Origin of the sequence: Gulbenkiania mobilis, assembly GCA_004346645.1 — a bacterium.
Taxonomy (GTDB): Bacteria; Pseudomonadota; Gammaproteobacteria; order Burkholderiales; family Chromobacteriaceae; genus Gulbenkiania; species Gulbenkiania mobilis.
In genome coordinates, this window is sequence record SMDA01000009.1 from 26,480 (window position 1) to 41,547 (window position 15,068).

At 60.3% G+C, this 15,068-nt stretch carries 15 protein-coding genes and 1 tRNA gene; 11 read left to right on the forward strand and 5 right to left on the reverse strand.

Annotated features, from left to right (window positions below):
* Positions 1 to 213: 213 nt before the first annotated feature.
* From EV669_RS12165 to pstS, 5 genes are all read right to left on the reverse strand, one after another.
* The gene (locus EV669_RS12165; protein WP_055434503.1) at positions 214 to 1,680 is read right to left on the reverse strand and encodes an inorganic phosphate transporter; all 1,467 of its coding nucleotides are present in this window, start codon (positions 1,678 to 1,680) and stop codon (positions 214 to 216) included.
* A 214-nt stretch (positions 1,681 to 1,894) separates the two neighbouring features.
* Positions 1,895 to 2,659 carry a phosphate ABC transporter ATP-binding protein PstB gene (gene pstB / locus EV669_RS12170; RefSeq protein ID WP_054284929.1) on the reverse strand — a complete coding sequence of 255 codons (765 nt, stop codon included), beginning with the start codon at positions 2,657 to 2,659 and terminating at the stop codon, positions 1,895 to 1,897.
* Positions 2,660 to 2,671: 12 nt separating this feature from the next.
* Positions 2,672 to 3,490, reverse strand: a complete 819-nt coding sequence (gene pstA / locus EV669_RS12175; protein WP_235445382.1) for a phosphate ABC transporter permease PstA — start codon at positions 3,488 to 3,490, stop codon at positions 2,672 to 2,674.
* A 43-nt stretch (positions 3,491 to 3,533) separates the two neighbouring features.
* Positions 3,534 to 4,496, reverse strand: coding sequence for a phosphate ABC transporter permease subunit PstC (gene pstC, locus EV669_RS12180; protein ID WP_132098837.1), 963 nt, complete (start codon positions 4,494 to 4,496; stop codon positions 3,534 to 3,536).
* A 157-nt stretch (positions 4,497 to 4,653) separates the two neighbouring features.
* Positions 4,654 to 5,694, reverse strand: coding sequence for a phosphate ABC transporter substrate-binding protein PstS (gene pstS, locus EV669_RS12185; RefSeq protein WP_054284927.1), 1,041 nt, complete (start codon positions 5,692 to 5,694; stop codon positions 4,654 to 4,656).
* A 157-nt stretch (positions 5,695 to 5,851) separates the two neighbouring features.
* Here pstS and tpiA point away from each other — a divergent pair, with 157 nt between their 5' ends.
* The 11 genes from tpiA (at position 5,852) to nuoH (ending at position 15,062) form a co-directional block, all read left to right on the forward strand.
* Entirely contained in the window at positions 5,852 to 6,586 is a 735-nt protein-coding gene (gene tpiA / locus EV669_RS12190) for a triose-phosphate isomerase (RefSeq protein ID WP_132098838.1), read from the forward strand.
* A gap of 13 nt (positions 6,587 to 6,599) precedes the next feature.
* A complete protein-coding gene (gene secG, locus EV669_RS12195) occupies positions 6,600 to 6,944 on the forward strand; it encodes a preprotein translocase subunit SecG (RefSeq protein ID WP_054284926.1) in 345 nt (114 codons plus the stop codon).
* Positions 6,945 to 6,962: 18 nt separating this feature from the next.
* Positions 6,963 to 7,047: transfer RNA gene (locus tag EV669_RS12200), tRNA-Leu, on the forward strand.
* Positions 7,048 to 7,138: 91 nt separating this feature from the next.
* The gene (locus EV669_RS12205) at positions 7,139 to 7,495 is read left to right on the forward strand and encodes an NADH-quinone oxidoreductase subunit A (protein ID WP_054284925.1); all 357 of its coding nucleotides are present in this window, start codon (positions 7,139 to 7,141) and stop codon (positions 7,493 to 7,495) included.
* Entirely contained in the window at positions 7,486 to 7,962 is a 477-nt protein-coding gene (locus tag EV669_RS12210; RefSeq protein WP_054284924.1) for a NuoB/complex I 20 kDa subunit family protein, read from the forward strand. Before EV669_RS12205 ends, EV669_RS12210 begins: the two co-directional genes overlap by 10 nt.
* An 11-nt stretch (positions 7,963 to 7,973) precedes the next feature.
* On the forward strand, positions 7,974 to 8,570 hold the full coding sequence (locus EV669_RS12215; protein ID WP_132098839.1) for an NADH-quinone oxidoreductase subunit C: 597 nt from the start codon (positions 7,974 to 7,976) through the stop codon (positions 8,568 to 8,570).
* Positions 8,563 to 9,816 carry an NADH-quinone oxidoreductase subunit D gene (locus EV669_RS12220; RefSeq protein ID WP_054284922.1) on the forward strand — a complete coding sequence of 418 codons (1,254 nt, stop codon included), beginning with the start codon at positions 8,563 to 8,565 and terminating at the stop codon, positions 9,814 to 9,816. Before EV669_RS12215 ends, EV669_RS12220 begins: the two co-directional genes overlap by 8 nt.
* Entirely contained in the window at positions 9,816 to 10,316 is a 501-nt protein-coding gene (nuoE, locus tag EV669_RS12225; protein ID WP_054284921.1) for an NADH-quinone oxidoreductase subunit NuoE, read from the forward strand. Before EV669_RS12220 ends, nuoE begins: the two co-directional genes overlap by 1 nt.
* On the forward strand, positions 10,316 to 11,611 hold the full coding sequence (gene nuoF, locus EV669_RS12230; protein WP_132098840.1) for an NADH-quinone oxidoreductase subunit NuoF: 1,296 nt from the start codon (positions 10,316 to 10,318) through the stop codon (positions 11,609 to 11,611). Before nuoE ends, nuoF begins: the two co-directional genes overlap by 1 nt.
* 35 nt (positions 11,612 to 11,646) lie before the next feature.
* On the forward strand, positions 11,647 to 14,016 hold the full coding sequence (gene nuoG / locus EV669_RS12235; protein WP_132098841.1) for an NADH-quinone oxidoreductase subunit NuoG: 2,370 nt from the start codon (positions 11,647 to 11,649) through the stop codon (positions 14,014 to 14,016).
* A complete protein-coding gene (gene nuoH, locus EV669_RS12240) occupies positions 14,016 to 15,062 on the forward strand; it encodes an NADH-quinone oxidoreductase subunit NuoH (protein ID WP_200906428.1) in 1,047 nt (348 codons plus the stop codon). Before nuoG ends, nuoH begins: the two co-directional genes overlap by 1 nt.
* Positions 15,063 to 15,068: the final 6 nt, after the last annotated feature.

Below are 15,068 nucleotides of genomic sequence, written 5' to 3' on the forward strand. Positions count from 1 at the left end.
CAACAAAGGAGAAACCATGATGAAGCGTTGTTATATTAGTAAATAATGAAAGTCGGAACAACCGATATACCCGCTTCCTCTTTTGATCCTGCGCAAGTTATCTGCCGTTTCAGCTCTGTTTGGATACAGTGTGCAATATGACGGCCCTTGCTAGCAGATCTGTCATCAAAAAAGCCGCCTCAAAGGGCGGCTTTGTATGGGGTGTGGTCAGGCTCAGGGCAGGAAGTGCGTGGCCAGATAGTAGAGCCCGCCCGCCATCAGCATCGATACCGGCAGCGTGAACAGCCAGGCGAGTGCAATGTTGCGGATGGTCGCCATCTGCAGGCCTGCGCGTTCGGCTAGCATCGTGCCTGCCACCGCACTGGAGAGTACTTGGGTAGTCGATACCGGGAACCCGAAGAAACTCGCCAGACCGATCGAGACGCCCGCCGTCACCTGCGCTGAAACCCCTTGTGCGTAGGTCATGTCCTTCTTGCCGATCTTCTCTCCTACGGTCTTGACCACACGCCGCCAGCCGATCATCGTGCCGGTCCCCAGGGCCAGGGCGATCGACAGGATCACCCAAGTGGGGGCGTACTCGGTGGTGGTGGTCAGGTCTTTGCGCAGGTTCTTCAGATGGCTCTGGTCGGCCTCAGTCAGTCCGCTGAGCTTGCCAGCCTGCTTGGCGGCCTCATCCAGACACAACAGGTCGGTGCGAACCGACCAGCGCTGCTCCGCAGTCAGGCGGTGGTAGTCGCGCTGGTCCTGCAGCGTCTGCAGCAATCGCTCCACGGTGTTAGGAGTGTCTAGCGGCTGGCATTCGTATGCACCGGTGGGTTTGGTGTTCTTGGGGCGCACCAGTAGCTTTTCCAGGCTGTCCTGGTGGCGGTTGTAGAATTGCTGCAGGTGCAGGGCCGCGTCGCGGGTACGTTCCAGTTGATATGGCGTGGTGTTGAGGTCCAGCACAAACTTGGCGGGCACGATGCCGATCAGCACCAGCATCAGCAGGCCCACCCCTTTTTGCCCGTCGTTCGAGCCATGCGCGAAGCTCACACCCATCGACGACACGATCAGCATAAAGCGCGTCCAGAAAGGGGGGTGCTTGCGGCCTTCGATCTGTTGGCGCTGGAACGGCGTCTTGTGCACATTGCTGGTGGGGCGATAGCGGCGCAGCAGCAACACGATCAGGGCGGCGATCACTCCACCGACCAGCGGCGAAATCAGCAGCGACAGGCCTACGTCGATGGCCTTGCCCCAGTTGATGCCCTGCGCCAGCGAGGTATGGTTGATCAGGCTGTTGGCAACGCCCACGCCCAGGATCGCGCCGATCAGCGTGTGGCTGCTGGAGGCCGGCAGGCCGAAGTACCAAGTACCCAAGTTCCAGGCAATGGCGGCCGTCAGCAGCGCGAATACCATGGCCAGCCCACGAGCGGTATTGACGGAGACCAGCAGGTCTACCGGTAGCAGGTGGACGATGGCGTAGGCGACCGCCAAGCCGCCGGTGAGCACGCCCAGAAAGTTGAAGACCCCGGAGATGAACACCGCACGGCGCGGCTTCATCGACTGGGTATAGATGACGGTGGCCACCGCATTGGCCGTGTCGTGAAAGCCATTGATGAACTCGAAGGCCAGCACGAAGCCGAGTGACAGAAGCAGGGTCACGATGACCGGCGCTTCCAAGCCTGAAAACAGCTCGAACATGTTCGTTTAGACGTTTGTAGAGAAGGCGCGATTGTTGAGGGGGCGTGCCCTGCCGTCAAGGGGCGTTCCATGACTTTTCATGGACTTGTCGCAAAACCTGCCACGGTCCGGCTGGCCTGCTTGACGCCCGGCAAAAGCTGTTCCTGCCTCATCGCGCCCTGTAAAAAAGAAAGCCCCGGCCGTAGGGCCGGGGTGCCAGGGTTGGCCGAAGGCCTCAGCCGAACTTACCGGTGATGTAGTCCTCGGTGGCCTTCTTCTTGGGCGTGGTGAAAATGCTGTCGGTCTCGCCGAACTCGATCATCTCGCCCAGGTACATGTACGCCGTGAAATCGGACACCCGTGCCGCCTGCTGCATGTTGTGGGTGACGATGGCGATGGTGTAGTCCTCTTTCAATTCGTGGATCAGTTCCTCGATGTGTGCGGTGGAGATCGGGTCCAGTGCCGATGTCGGCTCGTCCAGAAGCAGCACCTCGGGCTTGGCAGCCACGGCGCGGGCGATGCACAGACGCTGTTGTTGCCCCCCTGACAGCGAGTTGCCCGACTGGCGCAGCTTGTCCTTCACCTCGTCCCACAGCGCGGCCTTGCGCAGTGCCCATTCCACCCGGTCGTCCATTTCTGCGCGCGACAGTTTCTCGTAGAGGCGCACGCCGAAGGTGATGTTGTCGTGGATCGACATCGGGAACGGTGTCGGCTTCTGGAACACCATGCCCACCTTGGCGCGCAGCAGGTTGATGTCGATGTCCCGATCGAGGATGTTCTTGCCGTCCATCAGGATCTCGCCCTCGGCACGCATGCCCGGGTACAGCTCGAACATGCGGTTGAAGGTACGCAGCAGGGTGGATTTCCCGCAGCCCGAAGGGCCGATGAAGGCCGTCACCTTCTTGGGCTCGATCTCCATGTTGATGTTCTTCAACGCATGGAAGTTGCCGTAATAGAAGTTCAGGTTTTTGACCTGCAGCTTGGTGTTTTGCGGATTCATGACCGTCAAGCCTTAGTGCGATTGGTTTTTCCGACCGCCAAACCAGCGGGCGAGGATGTTCAGGGTGAGCACGCTCAGCGTGATCAGCAGCGAGCCGGCCCAGGCCAGGCGGTGCCAGTCCTCGTACGGACTCATCGCGAACTGGAAGATCACGATCGGCAGGTTGGCCATTGGCTGGTTCATGTTCAGGCTCATGAACTGGTTGTTGAGCGCAGTGAACAGGAGCGGTGCGGTCTCGCCGGAGATGCGCGCAACGGCCAGTAAGATGCCCGTCAGCACACCCGCCTTGGCCGAGCGCAGGGTCACGAACAGGATCACCTTCCATTGTGGGGCGCCCAAGGCAATGGCCGCCTCACGCAGGCTGTTGGGTACCAGGCGCAGCATGTTCTCGGTGGTACGCACCACCACGGGGATCACCAGCAGCGACAGCGCAAATGAGCCGGCCCAGCCGGAGAAGTGCCCCACAGTGACCACGTAAACCTCGTAGATGAACAGGCCGATCACGATCGAGGGCGCAGAAAGCAGGATATCGTTGATGAACCGGGTGGCGGGAGCTAGCCAGCCCCGGCTGCCGAATTCTGCCAGATATACTCCGGCCAAGATGCCGATTGGCGTGCCGATCAGCGTGCCGAAGAAGGTCATCAGCACGCTGCCGTAGATGGCGTTGGCCAGTCCTCCCTCGCTGCCCGGCGGCGGCGTGATCTTGGTGAAGACATCCAGGGAAATGCCAGACAGGCCCATCTCGAACAGGGTCCAGAGGATCCAGGCCAGCCAGAACAGCCCAAAGGCCATGGTCATCATCGAGGCGCCCATGTTGAAGGCATTGACCATGCGCCGGCGGCGGTAGATTGCGTTGTTCACGTGAGATCTCCGTTCAGTGCTGCAAACCTTCTTGCTTCTTCAGGCGCAGCAGGAGCAGTTTGGAGCAGGCCAGCACCACGAAGGTGATGAAGAAGAGGATCAGACCCAGCTCGATCAGCGAGGCAAGGTAGAGTTCACCGCTGGCTTCGGCAAATTCGTTGGCCAGGGTCGAGGCAATGCTGTTGCCCGGCTCGAAAAGACCAATGGCAAAGTTGGAGGAGTTGCCGATCACGAAGGTCACTGCCATCGTCTCGCCCAACGCCCGCCCCAGGCCGAGCATGATGCCGCCTACCACACCGGTCTTGGTGTAAGGGAGCACGACGTTGCGCACTACCTCCCAAGTGGTCGCTCCCAAGCCATAGGCCGACTCCTTGAGCATGGGCGGAACGATCTCGAACACATCGCGCATCACCGAGGCGATGAAGGGGATCACCATGATCGCCAGGATCAGCCCGGCAGTGAAAATGCCGATCCCCATCGGTGCCCCCTGGAACAGGAAGCCGACTCCCGGAATGTCTCCCAAGTGCTCCAGCAACCAAGGTTGCACATGGTCGCCGAACTTGGGCGCGAAGACGAACAGCCCCCACATGCCATAGATAATGGAGGGGATGCCGGCCAGAAGCTCGATGGCGATCCCCAAGGGACGCTTGAGCCACACCGGGCACAGCTCTGTCAGGAAGAGGGCGATGCCGAAGCTGACCGGCACGCCGATCAACAGGGCGATGGTGGCGGTCGCCAGGGTGCCGTAGATGGCTACCACGGCGCCGAAGTCGGCCGCAACAGGGTCCCATGCGGTCGAGGTAAAGAAGCCGAAGCCGAAGTGGCGGATGCTCGGCATCGCTCCCACCAGCAGCGACAGCAGGATGCCCACCAGTAACGCCAGCACCAGAAAGGCGAAAAAGCGGGTGACGCCCCGGAACAGGCTGTCCAGCATCCGTTGATGCCGGAGGGAGGAGGTATTCTGGTATTTATCCATGGTTTGCTCGGTCGTCCGTCGCGTTGCCAGCCGGACAAGGCGTGCGCGGGACAGTGCTTCTTCGGCCAACATCACACAAAAAGCCGGGAGAGATTCTCCCGGCTCGGGTCAGGGCCGGTCCGGCAGCCTGCTGCGAACCAGCATGACAACAGGCAGCTTATTTCCAGATCGGCTTGCCGCTGGTGTCGGTCATGCTCTTCCAGCTGTCACGGATGACAGTCTTGGTGGCAGCCGGCATCGGCACATAGTCTAGCTGGGTGGCAATGCTATCACCGTTGTTGTAGGCCCAATCGAAGAATTTCAGCGCTTCAACCGCACGTTCCGGCTTGTCCTGCTTTTTGTGCATCAGGATGAAGGTGGCGCTGGAGATCGGCCAGCTGTCCTTGCCCGGCTGGTTGGTCAGGATCAGGTAGAAACCCGGGGTCTTTTTCCAGTCTGCACCCGAGGCAGCTGCCTTGAAGGTGCTGTCATCAGGCTGGACAAAGGCGCCTGCCGCGTTCTGGACCGAAGCGTGAGCAATCTTGTTCTGCTTGGCGTAGGCGTACTCGACGTAGCCGATGGCACCCTTGATGCGGGTAACATAGTTGGCTACACCCTCGTTGCCCTTGCCGCCTACGCCGGTCTTCCAGTTCACAGCGGTATTGGAGCCGATGGTGCTGTTCCACTCAGGCGACACCTTGGAGAGGTAGTTGGTGAACACGAAGGTGGTGCCCGAGCCGTCTGAGCGGCGCACCACGGTGATCTTCTGCTCGGGCAGCTTCAAGCCAGGGTTCAGCTTGGTGAGGGCCGCATCGTTCCACTGCGTGATCTTGCCAAGATAGATGTCCGCCAGGAGCGGGCCGGTCAGCTTCAGCTGGCCCGGGGCGATGCCGGGAACGTTGACTACCGGCACCACGCCGCCGATCACGGTCGGAAACTGCATCAGGCCCTGCTTCTCCAGCTCTTCCGGCTTGAGCGGCATGTCGGAGGCCCCGAAGTCCACCGTCTTCGACTGGATCTGCTTGATGCCGCCTCCCGAACCGATCGACTGATAGTTCATGTTGTTGTCGGTCTTGGCCTTGTAGGCTTCGGCCCACTTGGCATACAGCGGGTACGGGAAGGTTGCGCCAGCGCCGGTGATGTCGGCTGCGACGGCGGTACCGGTCATGAAGGCACCGGCCAGAACGAAAGAGGCAGCCATACGGATGGACTGTTTCATGCTTGCTCCCAAGTTAGAGGCGTCAACTGAATGCCCGCATCGTAATCGCACTATCTTTCAGAAATATTACAGTTCGTGAACTGGCTCTTGTCCGGCGTTGGCCCTGGGGCGGTCCGCCTGGCTATAATGCGCGTCGACTTGAAACGGAGGGGCGTTAATGAAGAACAAGATCGTCATGGCAAACTGGAAAATGCATGGCCGCCGGGCGTTTGCGGCCGAGCTGGTGGGCCAGATGCGGGCGGATACCGTCATCAACCGTCCTGAAGTGTGTCTGGCCGTGCCGATGGTCTATCTGGATGAGGTCGGTCGTCTGCTGGCCGGCTCGGCCATCGGTCTTGCTGCCCAGGATGTCAGCGCCCGTGTCACCGATGGTGCCTACACCGGTGAAGTGTCGGCCGCCATGCTGGCGGACGTTCATTGCACATCGGTCCTCATTGGCCACTCCGAACGCCGGCAGTATCACGGTGAGGATGGGCCAGTGCTGCGTGCCAAGGTAGAGGCCGCGAGCACCGCCGGCCTGTCTGTGGTTTACTGCATCGGCGAGACGCTCGAACAGAGGGAACAGGGTGGGTGGGAGTCGGTGCTTGCCGGGCAACTGGACATACTGCAGGGACTGGACATGTCCCGTCTGGTGGTGGCCTACGAGCCGGTCTGGGCCATTGGCACCGGACGCGTGGCCACCCTCGATCAGATCCGCGAGGCCCATGCATTTATCCGCCATTATTGCTTGCAAACCCTCAAGGCCCCTGATAGTATTCGCGTCCTCTACGGGGGAAGCGTCAAACCCGACAATGCCGGAGAAATCCTGGCCTTGGATGAGGTCGATGGTGCCTTGGTTGGCGGGGCTTCTCTGGACTACGCAGCCTTTAGAAAGATTTGCGAGGCTGCTTGAAAATTGTTAAAGTATGGAACTTCTTAAGACGCTCATCTGGGTTGTAAACCTGATCTCTGCAGTGACCATTATCGTGCTCGTTCTGATGCAGCACGGTAAAGGTGCGGACATGGGTGCTGCCTTTGGTGGCGGGTCTTCCGGTAGCCTCTTCGGAGCTTCGGGTTCCTCGAATTTTCTCAGCCGAAGCACAGCAATTGCTGCGGTCGTATTTTTTGCCACCTGTCTCTCGCTGGTCTACATGAGTGGGGCTAAGCGGAGTGACTTGGGTGTGATGAATGAAGCAGTAACTCAGCCTGCATCGCAAGTCCCGGGCGATGCTGCCAAGCAAAACAAATCCGGATCTAGTATTCCGGAATAATAAATACAGTTTATACGTGCCGACATGGTGAAATTGGTAGACACGCTATCTTGAGGGGGTAGTGGCGAAAGCCGTGTGAGTTCGAGTCTCACTGTCGGCACCACCATTCAAAACAGGCCGCCGGGAATTCCGGCGGCCTGTTTTACTTGGAGCCAAGGAGGTGCAAGCCTCCTTTTTTTAGGGGTGTGCGGGAAATGCTTCAAAACTACTTTCCCATTCTGATGTTCGTTCTCGTGGGTTTGTTGGTGGGGCTGGGGCCTATCGTCCTCGGTAGGCTGTTGGCACCTCATCGGCCCGACCCGGAAAAACTCTCTCCGTACGAGTGTGGCTTCGAGGCCTTCGAAGATGCGCGCATGAAGTTCGATGTGCGCTACTACCTGGTCGCCATCCTCTTCATTCTCTTCGACCTTGAAATCGCATTCCTGTTTCCGTGGGCCGTCGTGCTCAAGGAAATCGGCCTGTTCGGTTTTGTAGCAATGCTCGTATTCCTGGCCATTCTGGTCGTCGGTTTCGTATACGAGTGGAAAAAAGGAGCTCTGGAATGGGAGTAGAAGGCATTCTGGAAAAAGGCTTCATCACCACCACTGCTGACAAGCTGATCAACTACACCCGTACCGGTTCGCTCTGGCCCATGACCTTCGGGCTTGCGTGCTGTGCGGTGGAGATGATGCATGCCGGCGCTGCGCGTTACGATCTGGACCGCTTCGGTATCGTTTTCCGGCCCAGCCCGCGTCAGAGTGATCTGATGATCGTGGCCGGTACCCTGTGCAACAAGATGGCGCCCGCCCTGCGTAAGGTCTACGACCAGATGCCGGAGCCGCGCTGGGTACTGTCCATGGGGTCCTGTGCCAACGGTGGTGGCTATTACCATTATTCCTATTCGGTGGTGCGCGGCTGTGATCGCATTGTGCCGGTAGATGTGTACGTGCCTGGCTGTCCGCCGACGGCTGAGGCACTGCTCTACGGCCTGATTCAGCTGCAGAACAAGATCAAGCGCACCCACACCATTGCTCGCTGAGGAATAGATTGATGGCCTCCCACAAGCTGGAAGCGCTCCAGGCGGCAATCGAGCTGGCCTTGGGCGAAAAAGTGACCCAGAGCACGCTGGCGCTGGACGAACTGACCATTACCTGTAAAGCGGAGAACCTCCTCGAGGTGGCCACGCTGCTGCGCGACCATGAAGCACTGGCTTTCACGCAATGCATCGACCTCTGTGGTGTCGACTACAGCGCCTACCGCGAAGGGCTCTGGGATGGACAGCGCTATGCGGTCGTTTATCACCTGCTCTCGCTGGAACACAACTGGCGTCTACGTCTGCGCGTGTTCGCTCCTGATGACGATTTCCCGCTGCTACCCTCGGTGGTGGACATCTGGAATGCCGCTAACTGGTACGAGCGCGAAGCGTTTGACCTCTACGGTATTGTCTTTGAAGGGCACCCCGACCTGCGCCGTTTGCTGACCGACTACGGCTTCGTCGGCCACCCCTTCCGCAAGGATTTCCCGGTCAGCGGGCATGTCGAGATGCGGTACGATCCGACGCAGCAGCGCGTCATCTACCAGCCTGTCACCATCGAGCCGCGCGAGATCGTTCCGCGCATCATCCGCGAGGAGAAGTACGGTGGCTGAAATCCGTAACTACACCCTGAACTTTGGTCCCCAGCACCCGGCGGCGCATGGTGTGCTGCGTCTGGTGCTGGAACTGGATGGCGAAGTGATCCAGCGGGCTGACCCGCACGTGGGGCTCCTGCACCGTGCCACCGAGAAGTTGGCCGAAACACGCACCTTCCTCCAGACGCTACCCTATATGGACCGTCTGGACTACGTGTCGATGATGTGCAACGAGCACGCTTACTGTCTGGCCGTGGAAAAGCTCACCGGCGTGGACGTACCGATCCGTGCCCAGTACATCCGCGTCATGTTTGCAGAAATCACGCGCATCCTGAACCACCTGCTGTGGATCGGCGCGCATGCGCTAGACATCGGTGCGATGACGATGTTCCTGTACGCCTTCCGCGAGCGGGAAGATCTGATGGACTGTTACGAAGCAGTGTCCGGCGCCCGCATGCACGCGGCCTATTTCCGTCCGGGCGGTGTGTACCGTGATCTTCCCGATTCGATGCCCCAGTACGTAGCCTCCAAGATTCGCAACGCCCGCGAGATCGCACGTCTGAACGAGAACCGCCAAGGCTCGCTGCTGGACTTCATCGAAGACTTCACCAACCGATTCCCGGCGAAGGTGGACGAGTACGAGACCCTGCTCACCGATAACCGGATCTGGAAGCAGCGGACCGTGGGCATCGGCGTGGTCTCTCCGGAGCGGGCGCTGAACCTGGGCTTCACCGGCCCGATGCTCCGTGGTTCGGGCATCGCATGGGACCTGCGCAAGAAGCAGCCCTACGATGTGTACGATCAGGTCGATTTCGACGTGCCCGTAGGTGTCACCGGCGACTGCTATGACCGGTACCTGGTACGCATTGAGGAGATGCGCCAGTCCAACCGCATCATCAAGCAGTGCATCGACTGGCTGCGCAAGAATCCGGGCCCGGTGATTACCGACAACCACAAGGTCGCTCCGCCGTCGCGCGAAAGCATGAAGACCAACATGGAAGAGCTGATCCACCACTTCAAGCTTTTTTCCGAAGGCATGTACGTGCCGCCCGGCGAGGCGTATGCCGCTGTGGAGCACCCGAAAGGGGAGTTCGGCATCTACTTGGTGTCGGATGGGGCCAACAAGCCGTACCGCCTGAAGATCCGCGCGCCAGGCTTCCCGCACCTTGCTGCCTTGGATGAAATGGCGCGGGGCCACATGATCGCCGACGCTGTGGCGATCATTGGTACGCAGGACATCGTGTTTGGGGAGATTGACCGCTGATGCTGACCGCAGAATCCCTTGCTCTAATCGACCGCGAGGTTGCCAAGTACCCTGCCGACCAGGCGCGCTCCGCGGTGATGTCCGCCCTGCGCATCGCGCTGGAAGAGCGTCGCCAGACAGGAACGGTACCCGAGGAGCGCTGCCTGACCACCGAGGTAATCGAGTTCGTAGCCAACTACCTGGGCATTCCCCCAGTGGCGGCGTACGAAGTGGCCACCTTCTACAACATGTATGACATGAAGCCGGTGGGCAAATACAAGATCACCGTCTGCACCAATCTGCCCTGTGCGCTGCGCGGTGGCGTGGATACTGCCAATTACATCTCCCGAAAGCTGGGGATCGGACTGGGCGAAACCACGCCCGACGGCAAGTTCACCCTGCTTGAGGGTGAATGCATGGGAGCCTGTGGCGATGCGCCGGTTCTCCTGCTGAACAACCACAGCATGTGCAGCTTCATGACCCCTGAAGCCATCGATAAAAAACTGGCGGAGTTGGAATAATGGCAGTCTTCGTCAAAGGTGTGATTTTCGACGGGGTGGATACCACCCAGCCTGACTGCTGGCGGTTGGCGGCGTACGAGGCGCGCGGCGGCTACCAGGCCCTGCGCAGCATCCTTCAGGCCCAGATGCCGCAAGAGGACGTGATCGCCGAAGTCAAGAACTCCGGCCTGCGCGGCCGTGGGGGCGCAGGCTTCCCGACCGGTTTGAAGTGGAGCTTCATGCCCCGCTCCTTCCCGGGCGACAAGTACGTGGTCTGCAATACCGACGAAGGCGAACCCGGCACGTTCAAGGATCGGGACATCCTGCGCTACAACCCGCATGCCCTGATCGAAGGCATGATCATCGCCGGATATGCGATGGGTACCCGGGTCGGCTACAACTACATTCACGGCGAAATCTTCGCTGAATACGAGCTGTTCGAAGCCGCCTTGGATGAAGCGCGAGCTGCCGGCTATCTGGGTGAGAACATCCTGGGTACCGGCTTTAGCTTCGATCTCTTCGCGCACCACGGCTACGGCGCTTACATCTGTGGCGAAGAAACGGCCTTGCTGGAGTCGCTGGAAGGCAAGAAGGGCCAGCCGCGCTTCAAGCCGCCGTTTCCGGCTTCGTTCGGCCTCTACGGCAAGCCCACCACGATCAACAACACCGAATCCTTCGCTTCGGTGCCGTTCATCATTCGTGATGGCGCACAGAAGTTCCTCGAGGCGGGCAAACCCAACAACGGTGGCACCAAGCTCTTCTCGGTCTCGGGACATGTCAACCGCCCGGGCAACTACGAGATCCCGCTGGGTACCCCGTTCTCCGCACTACTTGAAATGGCAGGCGGGATGAAGGATGGCTCGCGCCTCAAGGCGGTGATTCCAGGTGGCTCGTCGGCACCCGTACTGCCTGGCGAGGTCATGATGGACCTCACCATGGACTACGACAGCATTTCCAAGGCGGGCTCCATGCTCGGCTCGGGCGCCGTCATCGTCATGAACGATCAGGTCTGTATGGTGAAGGCTCTCGAGCGGCTGGCGTACTTCTACCACGAGGAATCGTGCGGACAGTGCACACCGTGCCGTGAAGGTACCGGCTGGCTGTATCGCGTGATTCATCGCATCGAGAACGGCCAAGGCCGGCCGGAAGATCTGGACCTCCTGAATTCGGTAGGCAACAACATGGCGGGGCGCACGATCTGTGCCTTGGCTGATGCCGCCGTATTCCCCGTGCGCAGTTTCACCAAGCACTTCCGCGACGAGTTCGAGTATCACATCGAACACCGCAAGTGTCTGGTGGAACATAAATGGTGCTGAGAGCGTTGCTCTCTTAATTCAGGTAGCGAACAGCTATGCTTGAAATCGAAATCGACGGTAAGAAACTGACGGTCCCGCAGGGCAGCACGGTCATCGAGGCTGCCCATTCGATCGGGACCTACATTCCGCATTTTTGCTACCACAAGAAACTGTCCATCGCCGCCAACTGCCGGATGTGCCTGGTGGAAGTAGAAAAGGCACCCAAGCCGCTGCCGGCCTGTGCCACCCCCGTCACCGACGGCATGAAGGTGCATACCAACTCCGACATGGCCCGCAACGCCCAGAAGGGGGTGATGGAGTTCCTGCTGATCAACCACCCGCTGGATTGTCCGATCTGCGACCAAGGGGGCGAATGCCAGCTGCAGGACTTGGCCGTGGGCTATGGCAACTCGGCCTCACGCTATCAGGAAGAGAAGCGCGTGGTGGTGGGCAAGGACATGGGGCCCCTGATTTCCGCTGCGGAGATGACACGCTGCATCCACTGTACGCGCTGCGTTCGCTTCACCGAGGAGATCGGTGGCTTCCAGGAAATCGGCATGGCCAACCGCGGCGAGTTCTCGGAAATCCTGCCCTTCCTCGGCAAGACGGTAAACTCGGAAATTTCGGGCAATGTGATCGACCTGTGCCCGGTGGGCGCGCTCACCTCCAAACCGTTCCGCTATAGTGCGCGCCCGTGGGAGCTGTCACGCCGCAAATCGGTCAGCCCGCATGACGGCTTGGGTTCCAACTTGATCGTTCAGGTACGCACCGGCCAGGTGATGCGTGTGCTGCCACTGGAGAACGAGGCCATCAACGAGTGCTGGCTGTCGGACCGCGACCGCTTCTCCTACGAGGGCCTGAACAGTGAGGAGCGCCTGCGCGTGCCGATGATCAAGCACGGCGGTGTGTGGCATGAAACTGACTGGCAGACTGCGCTGGAATACGTAGTGAAGGGCCTGAATGGTGTTTCGGCCGACCATGGCAAGGATGCCATCGGCGTGCTCGCCAGCCCGTACTCCACGTTGGAAGAGCTTTACCTCGTCCAGAAGCTGGCCCGTGCCTTCGGTGTCAACAACATCGACCATCGCCTGCGTCGCAGTGACTTCCGTGGCGATGAAGCCCAGCAGGGTGTGCAATGGCTGGGCAGCACCATTCTTGAGCTGGTCTCGGCTAAGTCTGTTCTCTTAGTGGGCAGCACCCAGCGCAAGGAGCAGCCGCTGCTGGCGGCCCGCCTGCGTCAGGCTGTCAAGAAGGGTACCGAGCTCAACGTCCTGCACTACGCGGCTGACGAACTGCTGACCCGGGTGAATGCCGGGATTGTCCTGCCACCACAGGCGTGGGTAGCTGCGCTCGGTGGCGTGCTCAAGGCAGTGCTCGGCCTTAAAGAAGGCAGTACCACCACACTGGATGTGTCCGCCATTGACGTCAGCGAGGATGCAGCCCGCATTGCGGCCAGCCTCGTCAACGCCGAATCCGCTGCCATCGTACTGGGCAATGTTGCCCAGCATCATCCGGACTTTAGTCAGCTTTTGATGCTGGCTCAGGAGATCGGCCGTCTGACGGGTGCACGGTTCGGTCTGACCACCGAAGCGGGCAACAGCGTTGGTGCAGAACTGGCAGGCGCCCTACCCAAGCGTGGCCCGCTGGGCACGACAGTCACTGCCGGGCTCAACGCGCGCGAAATGCTGGCGTCCCCGCGTAAGGCCTATGTCCTGCTCAACACCGAAGTCGAATTCGACAGCTACGATTCCCAGCAGGCCGTGGCAGCGATGAAGGCTGCCGAAACCGTGATCGCCTTGTCGGCCTACAAGGGCCAGGGCCTGCTCGACTACGCTGACGTTCTGCTGCCGATCGCCCCGTTCACCGAAACGGCCGGCACCTTCGTCAGCATGGAAGGGCGCGTACAGAGCTTCAACGGCGTCGTGCGTCCCTTGGGCGAAGCGCGCCCGGCGTGGAAGGTGCTGCGCGTGCTGGGCAATATGCTCGGGCTGTCTGGCTTCGCTTACGACTCTGTCGAGGAGATCCGTGGCGAGTGCCTAAAGGCGGGTACAGATGTTTCGGCCAACCTTAGCAACACGCTGTCGTCGATGCCCGTGGACTTCTCCGTAGCCGCGACTGCCGGTCTCATCCGTGCGGGTGAGGTGCCGATGTATCATGCGGATGCCATCTGCCGTCGCTCGCCTCCGCTGCAACTGACTGCCGAAGCCGCGGCGCCGCGTGCCTACGTGCATGGCAGTGTGCTGCAGCAGTTGGGCCTGGAAGAGGGGGCTGCCGTGGTGGCCGTTCAGGGCGACAGTCAGGTGACGCTGCCGGTTGCCGTGGATAATCGTCTGGCTGCCGGTGTAGTCCGCCTGGCGTGTGCCCATCCCACCACGGTGGCGCTGGGTGGTCTGTTTGACCGAATCGAACTGAAGCGGGGGGCATAATGGAATTCCTGCAAGGCATTCTGGGCTATGAAGCAGGGCTCACCGTCTGGACCCTGCTCAAGATCGTGGCGATCGTCGGACCGCTGATGGTCGGTGTGGCCTACCTCACCCTGGCCGAGCGCAAGGTGATCGGCTACATGCAGATCCGCATCGGCCCGAACCGTGTCGGCCCCAAGGGGCTGCTGCAGCCACTGGCCGACGGTGTGAAGCTGCTGATGAAGGAGGTCATTCTTCCGACTGCCTCCAACAAGAGCCTGTTCATCATCGCACCGATCCTTTCGATCGGGCCGGCGATGGCAGCCTGGGCGGTGATCCCGTTCACCGACCGTCTGGTGTTGGCCAACATCGATGCCTCGCTGCTGTTCATCATGGCCATCACCTCGATGGGCGTGTACGGCGTGATCGTCGCGGGGTGGGCTGCCAACTCGAAGTACTCCTTCCTCGGGGCCATGCGCTCCGCGGCCCAGATCGTCTCCTACGAGATCGCGATGGGTTTCGCGCTGGTGGGCGTCCTGATGCTGTCCGGGAGCCTGAACCTGGTTGAAATCGTGAACCAGCAGGCCCGTGGCATCGCTGGTGGCTCGCTCTTCTCCTGGAACTGGCTGCCGCTCTTTCCGATGTTCCTGGTCTACCTGGTGTCGGGCGTGGCGGAGACCAACCGAGCGCCGTTCGACGTGGCCGAGGGGGAGTCGGAGATCGTGGCCGGTTTCCACGTGGAATACTCGGGTATTGCGTTCGCCGTGTTCTTCCTCGCCGAATACGCCAACATGATCCTGATCTCCACGCTGACTTCGCTGATGTTTCTGGGTGGATGGCTGTCGCCGTTCCCTGCATCGTGGGGCCTCCTCGGCGCCTCCAGTTTCCTGTGGCTGGCGCTGAAAGTGTCGATGATCCTCTTCTGCTTCCTGTGGTTCCGCGCGACGTTCCCGCGGTACCGCTATGACCAGATCATGCGTCTGGGTTGGAAGGTGTTCATTCCTGTCACCCTGGTGTGGCTGATCGTGATCGGTGCGTGGATGATGAGTCCCGCAACGCTCTGGAACTGACAGGGG

Bases quoted from the DNA above. Each gene is read 5' to 3' on its own strand.
- EV669_RS12165 (WP_055434503.1), bottom strand. From the start codon at position 1,680: ATGTTCGAGCTGTTTTCAGGCTTGGAAGCGCCGGTCATCGTGACCCTG.
- pstB (WP_054284929.1), bottom strand. From the start codon at position 2,659: ATGAATCCGCAAAACACCAAGCTGCAGGTCAAAAACCTGAACTTCTAT.
- pstA (WP_235445382.1), bottom strand. From the start codon at position 3,490: ATGGTCAATGCCTTCAACATGGGCGCCTCGATGATGACCATGGCCTTT.
- pstC (WP_132098837.1), bottom strand. From the start codon at position 4,496: ATGGATAAATACCAGAATACCTCCTCCCTCCGGCATCAACGGATGCTG.
- pstS (WP_054284927.1), bottom strand. From the start codon at position 5,694: ATGAAACAGTCCATCCGTATGGCTGCCTCTTTCGTTCTGGCCGGTGCC.
- tpiA (WP_132098838.1), top strand. From the start codon at position 5,852: ATGAAGAACAAGATCGTCATGGCAAACTGGAAAATGCATGGCCGCCGG.
- secG (WP_054284926.1), top strand. From the start codon at position 6,600: ATGGAACTTCTTAAGACGCTCATCTGGGTTGTAAACCTGATCTCTGCA.
- EV669_RS12205 (WP_054284925.1), top strand. From the start codon at position 7,139: ATGCTTCAAAACTACTTTCCCATTCTGATGTTCGTTCTCGTGGGTTTG.
- EV669_RS12210 (WP_054284924.1), top strand. From the start codon at position 7,486: ATGGGAGTAGAAGGCATTCTGGAAAAAGGCTTCATCACCACCACTGCT.
- EV669_RS12215 (WP_132098839.1), top strand. From the start codon at position 7,974: ATGGCCTCCCACAAGCTGGAAGCGCTCCAGGCGGCAATCGAGCTGGCC.
- nuoE (WP_054284921.1), top strand. From the start codon at position 9,816: ATGCTGACCGCAGAATCCCTTGCTCTAATCGACCGCGAGGTTGCCAAG.
- nuoF (WP_132098840.1), top strand. From the start codon at position 10,316: ATGGCAGTCTTCGTCAAAGGTGTGATTTTCGACGGGGTGGATACCACC.
- nuoG (WP_132098841.1), top strand. From the start codon at position 11,647: ATGCTTGAAATCGAAATCGACGGTAAGAAACTGACGGTCCCGCAGGGC.
- nuoH (WP_200906428.1), top strand. From the start codon at position 14,016: ATGGAATTCCTGCAAGGCATTCTGGGCTATGAAGCAGGGCTCACCGTC.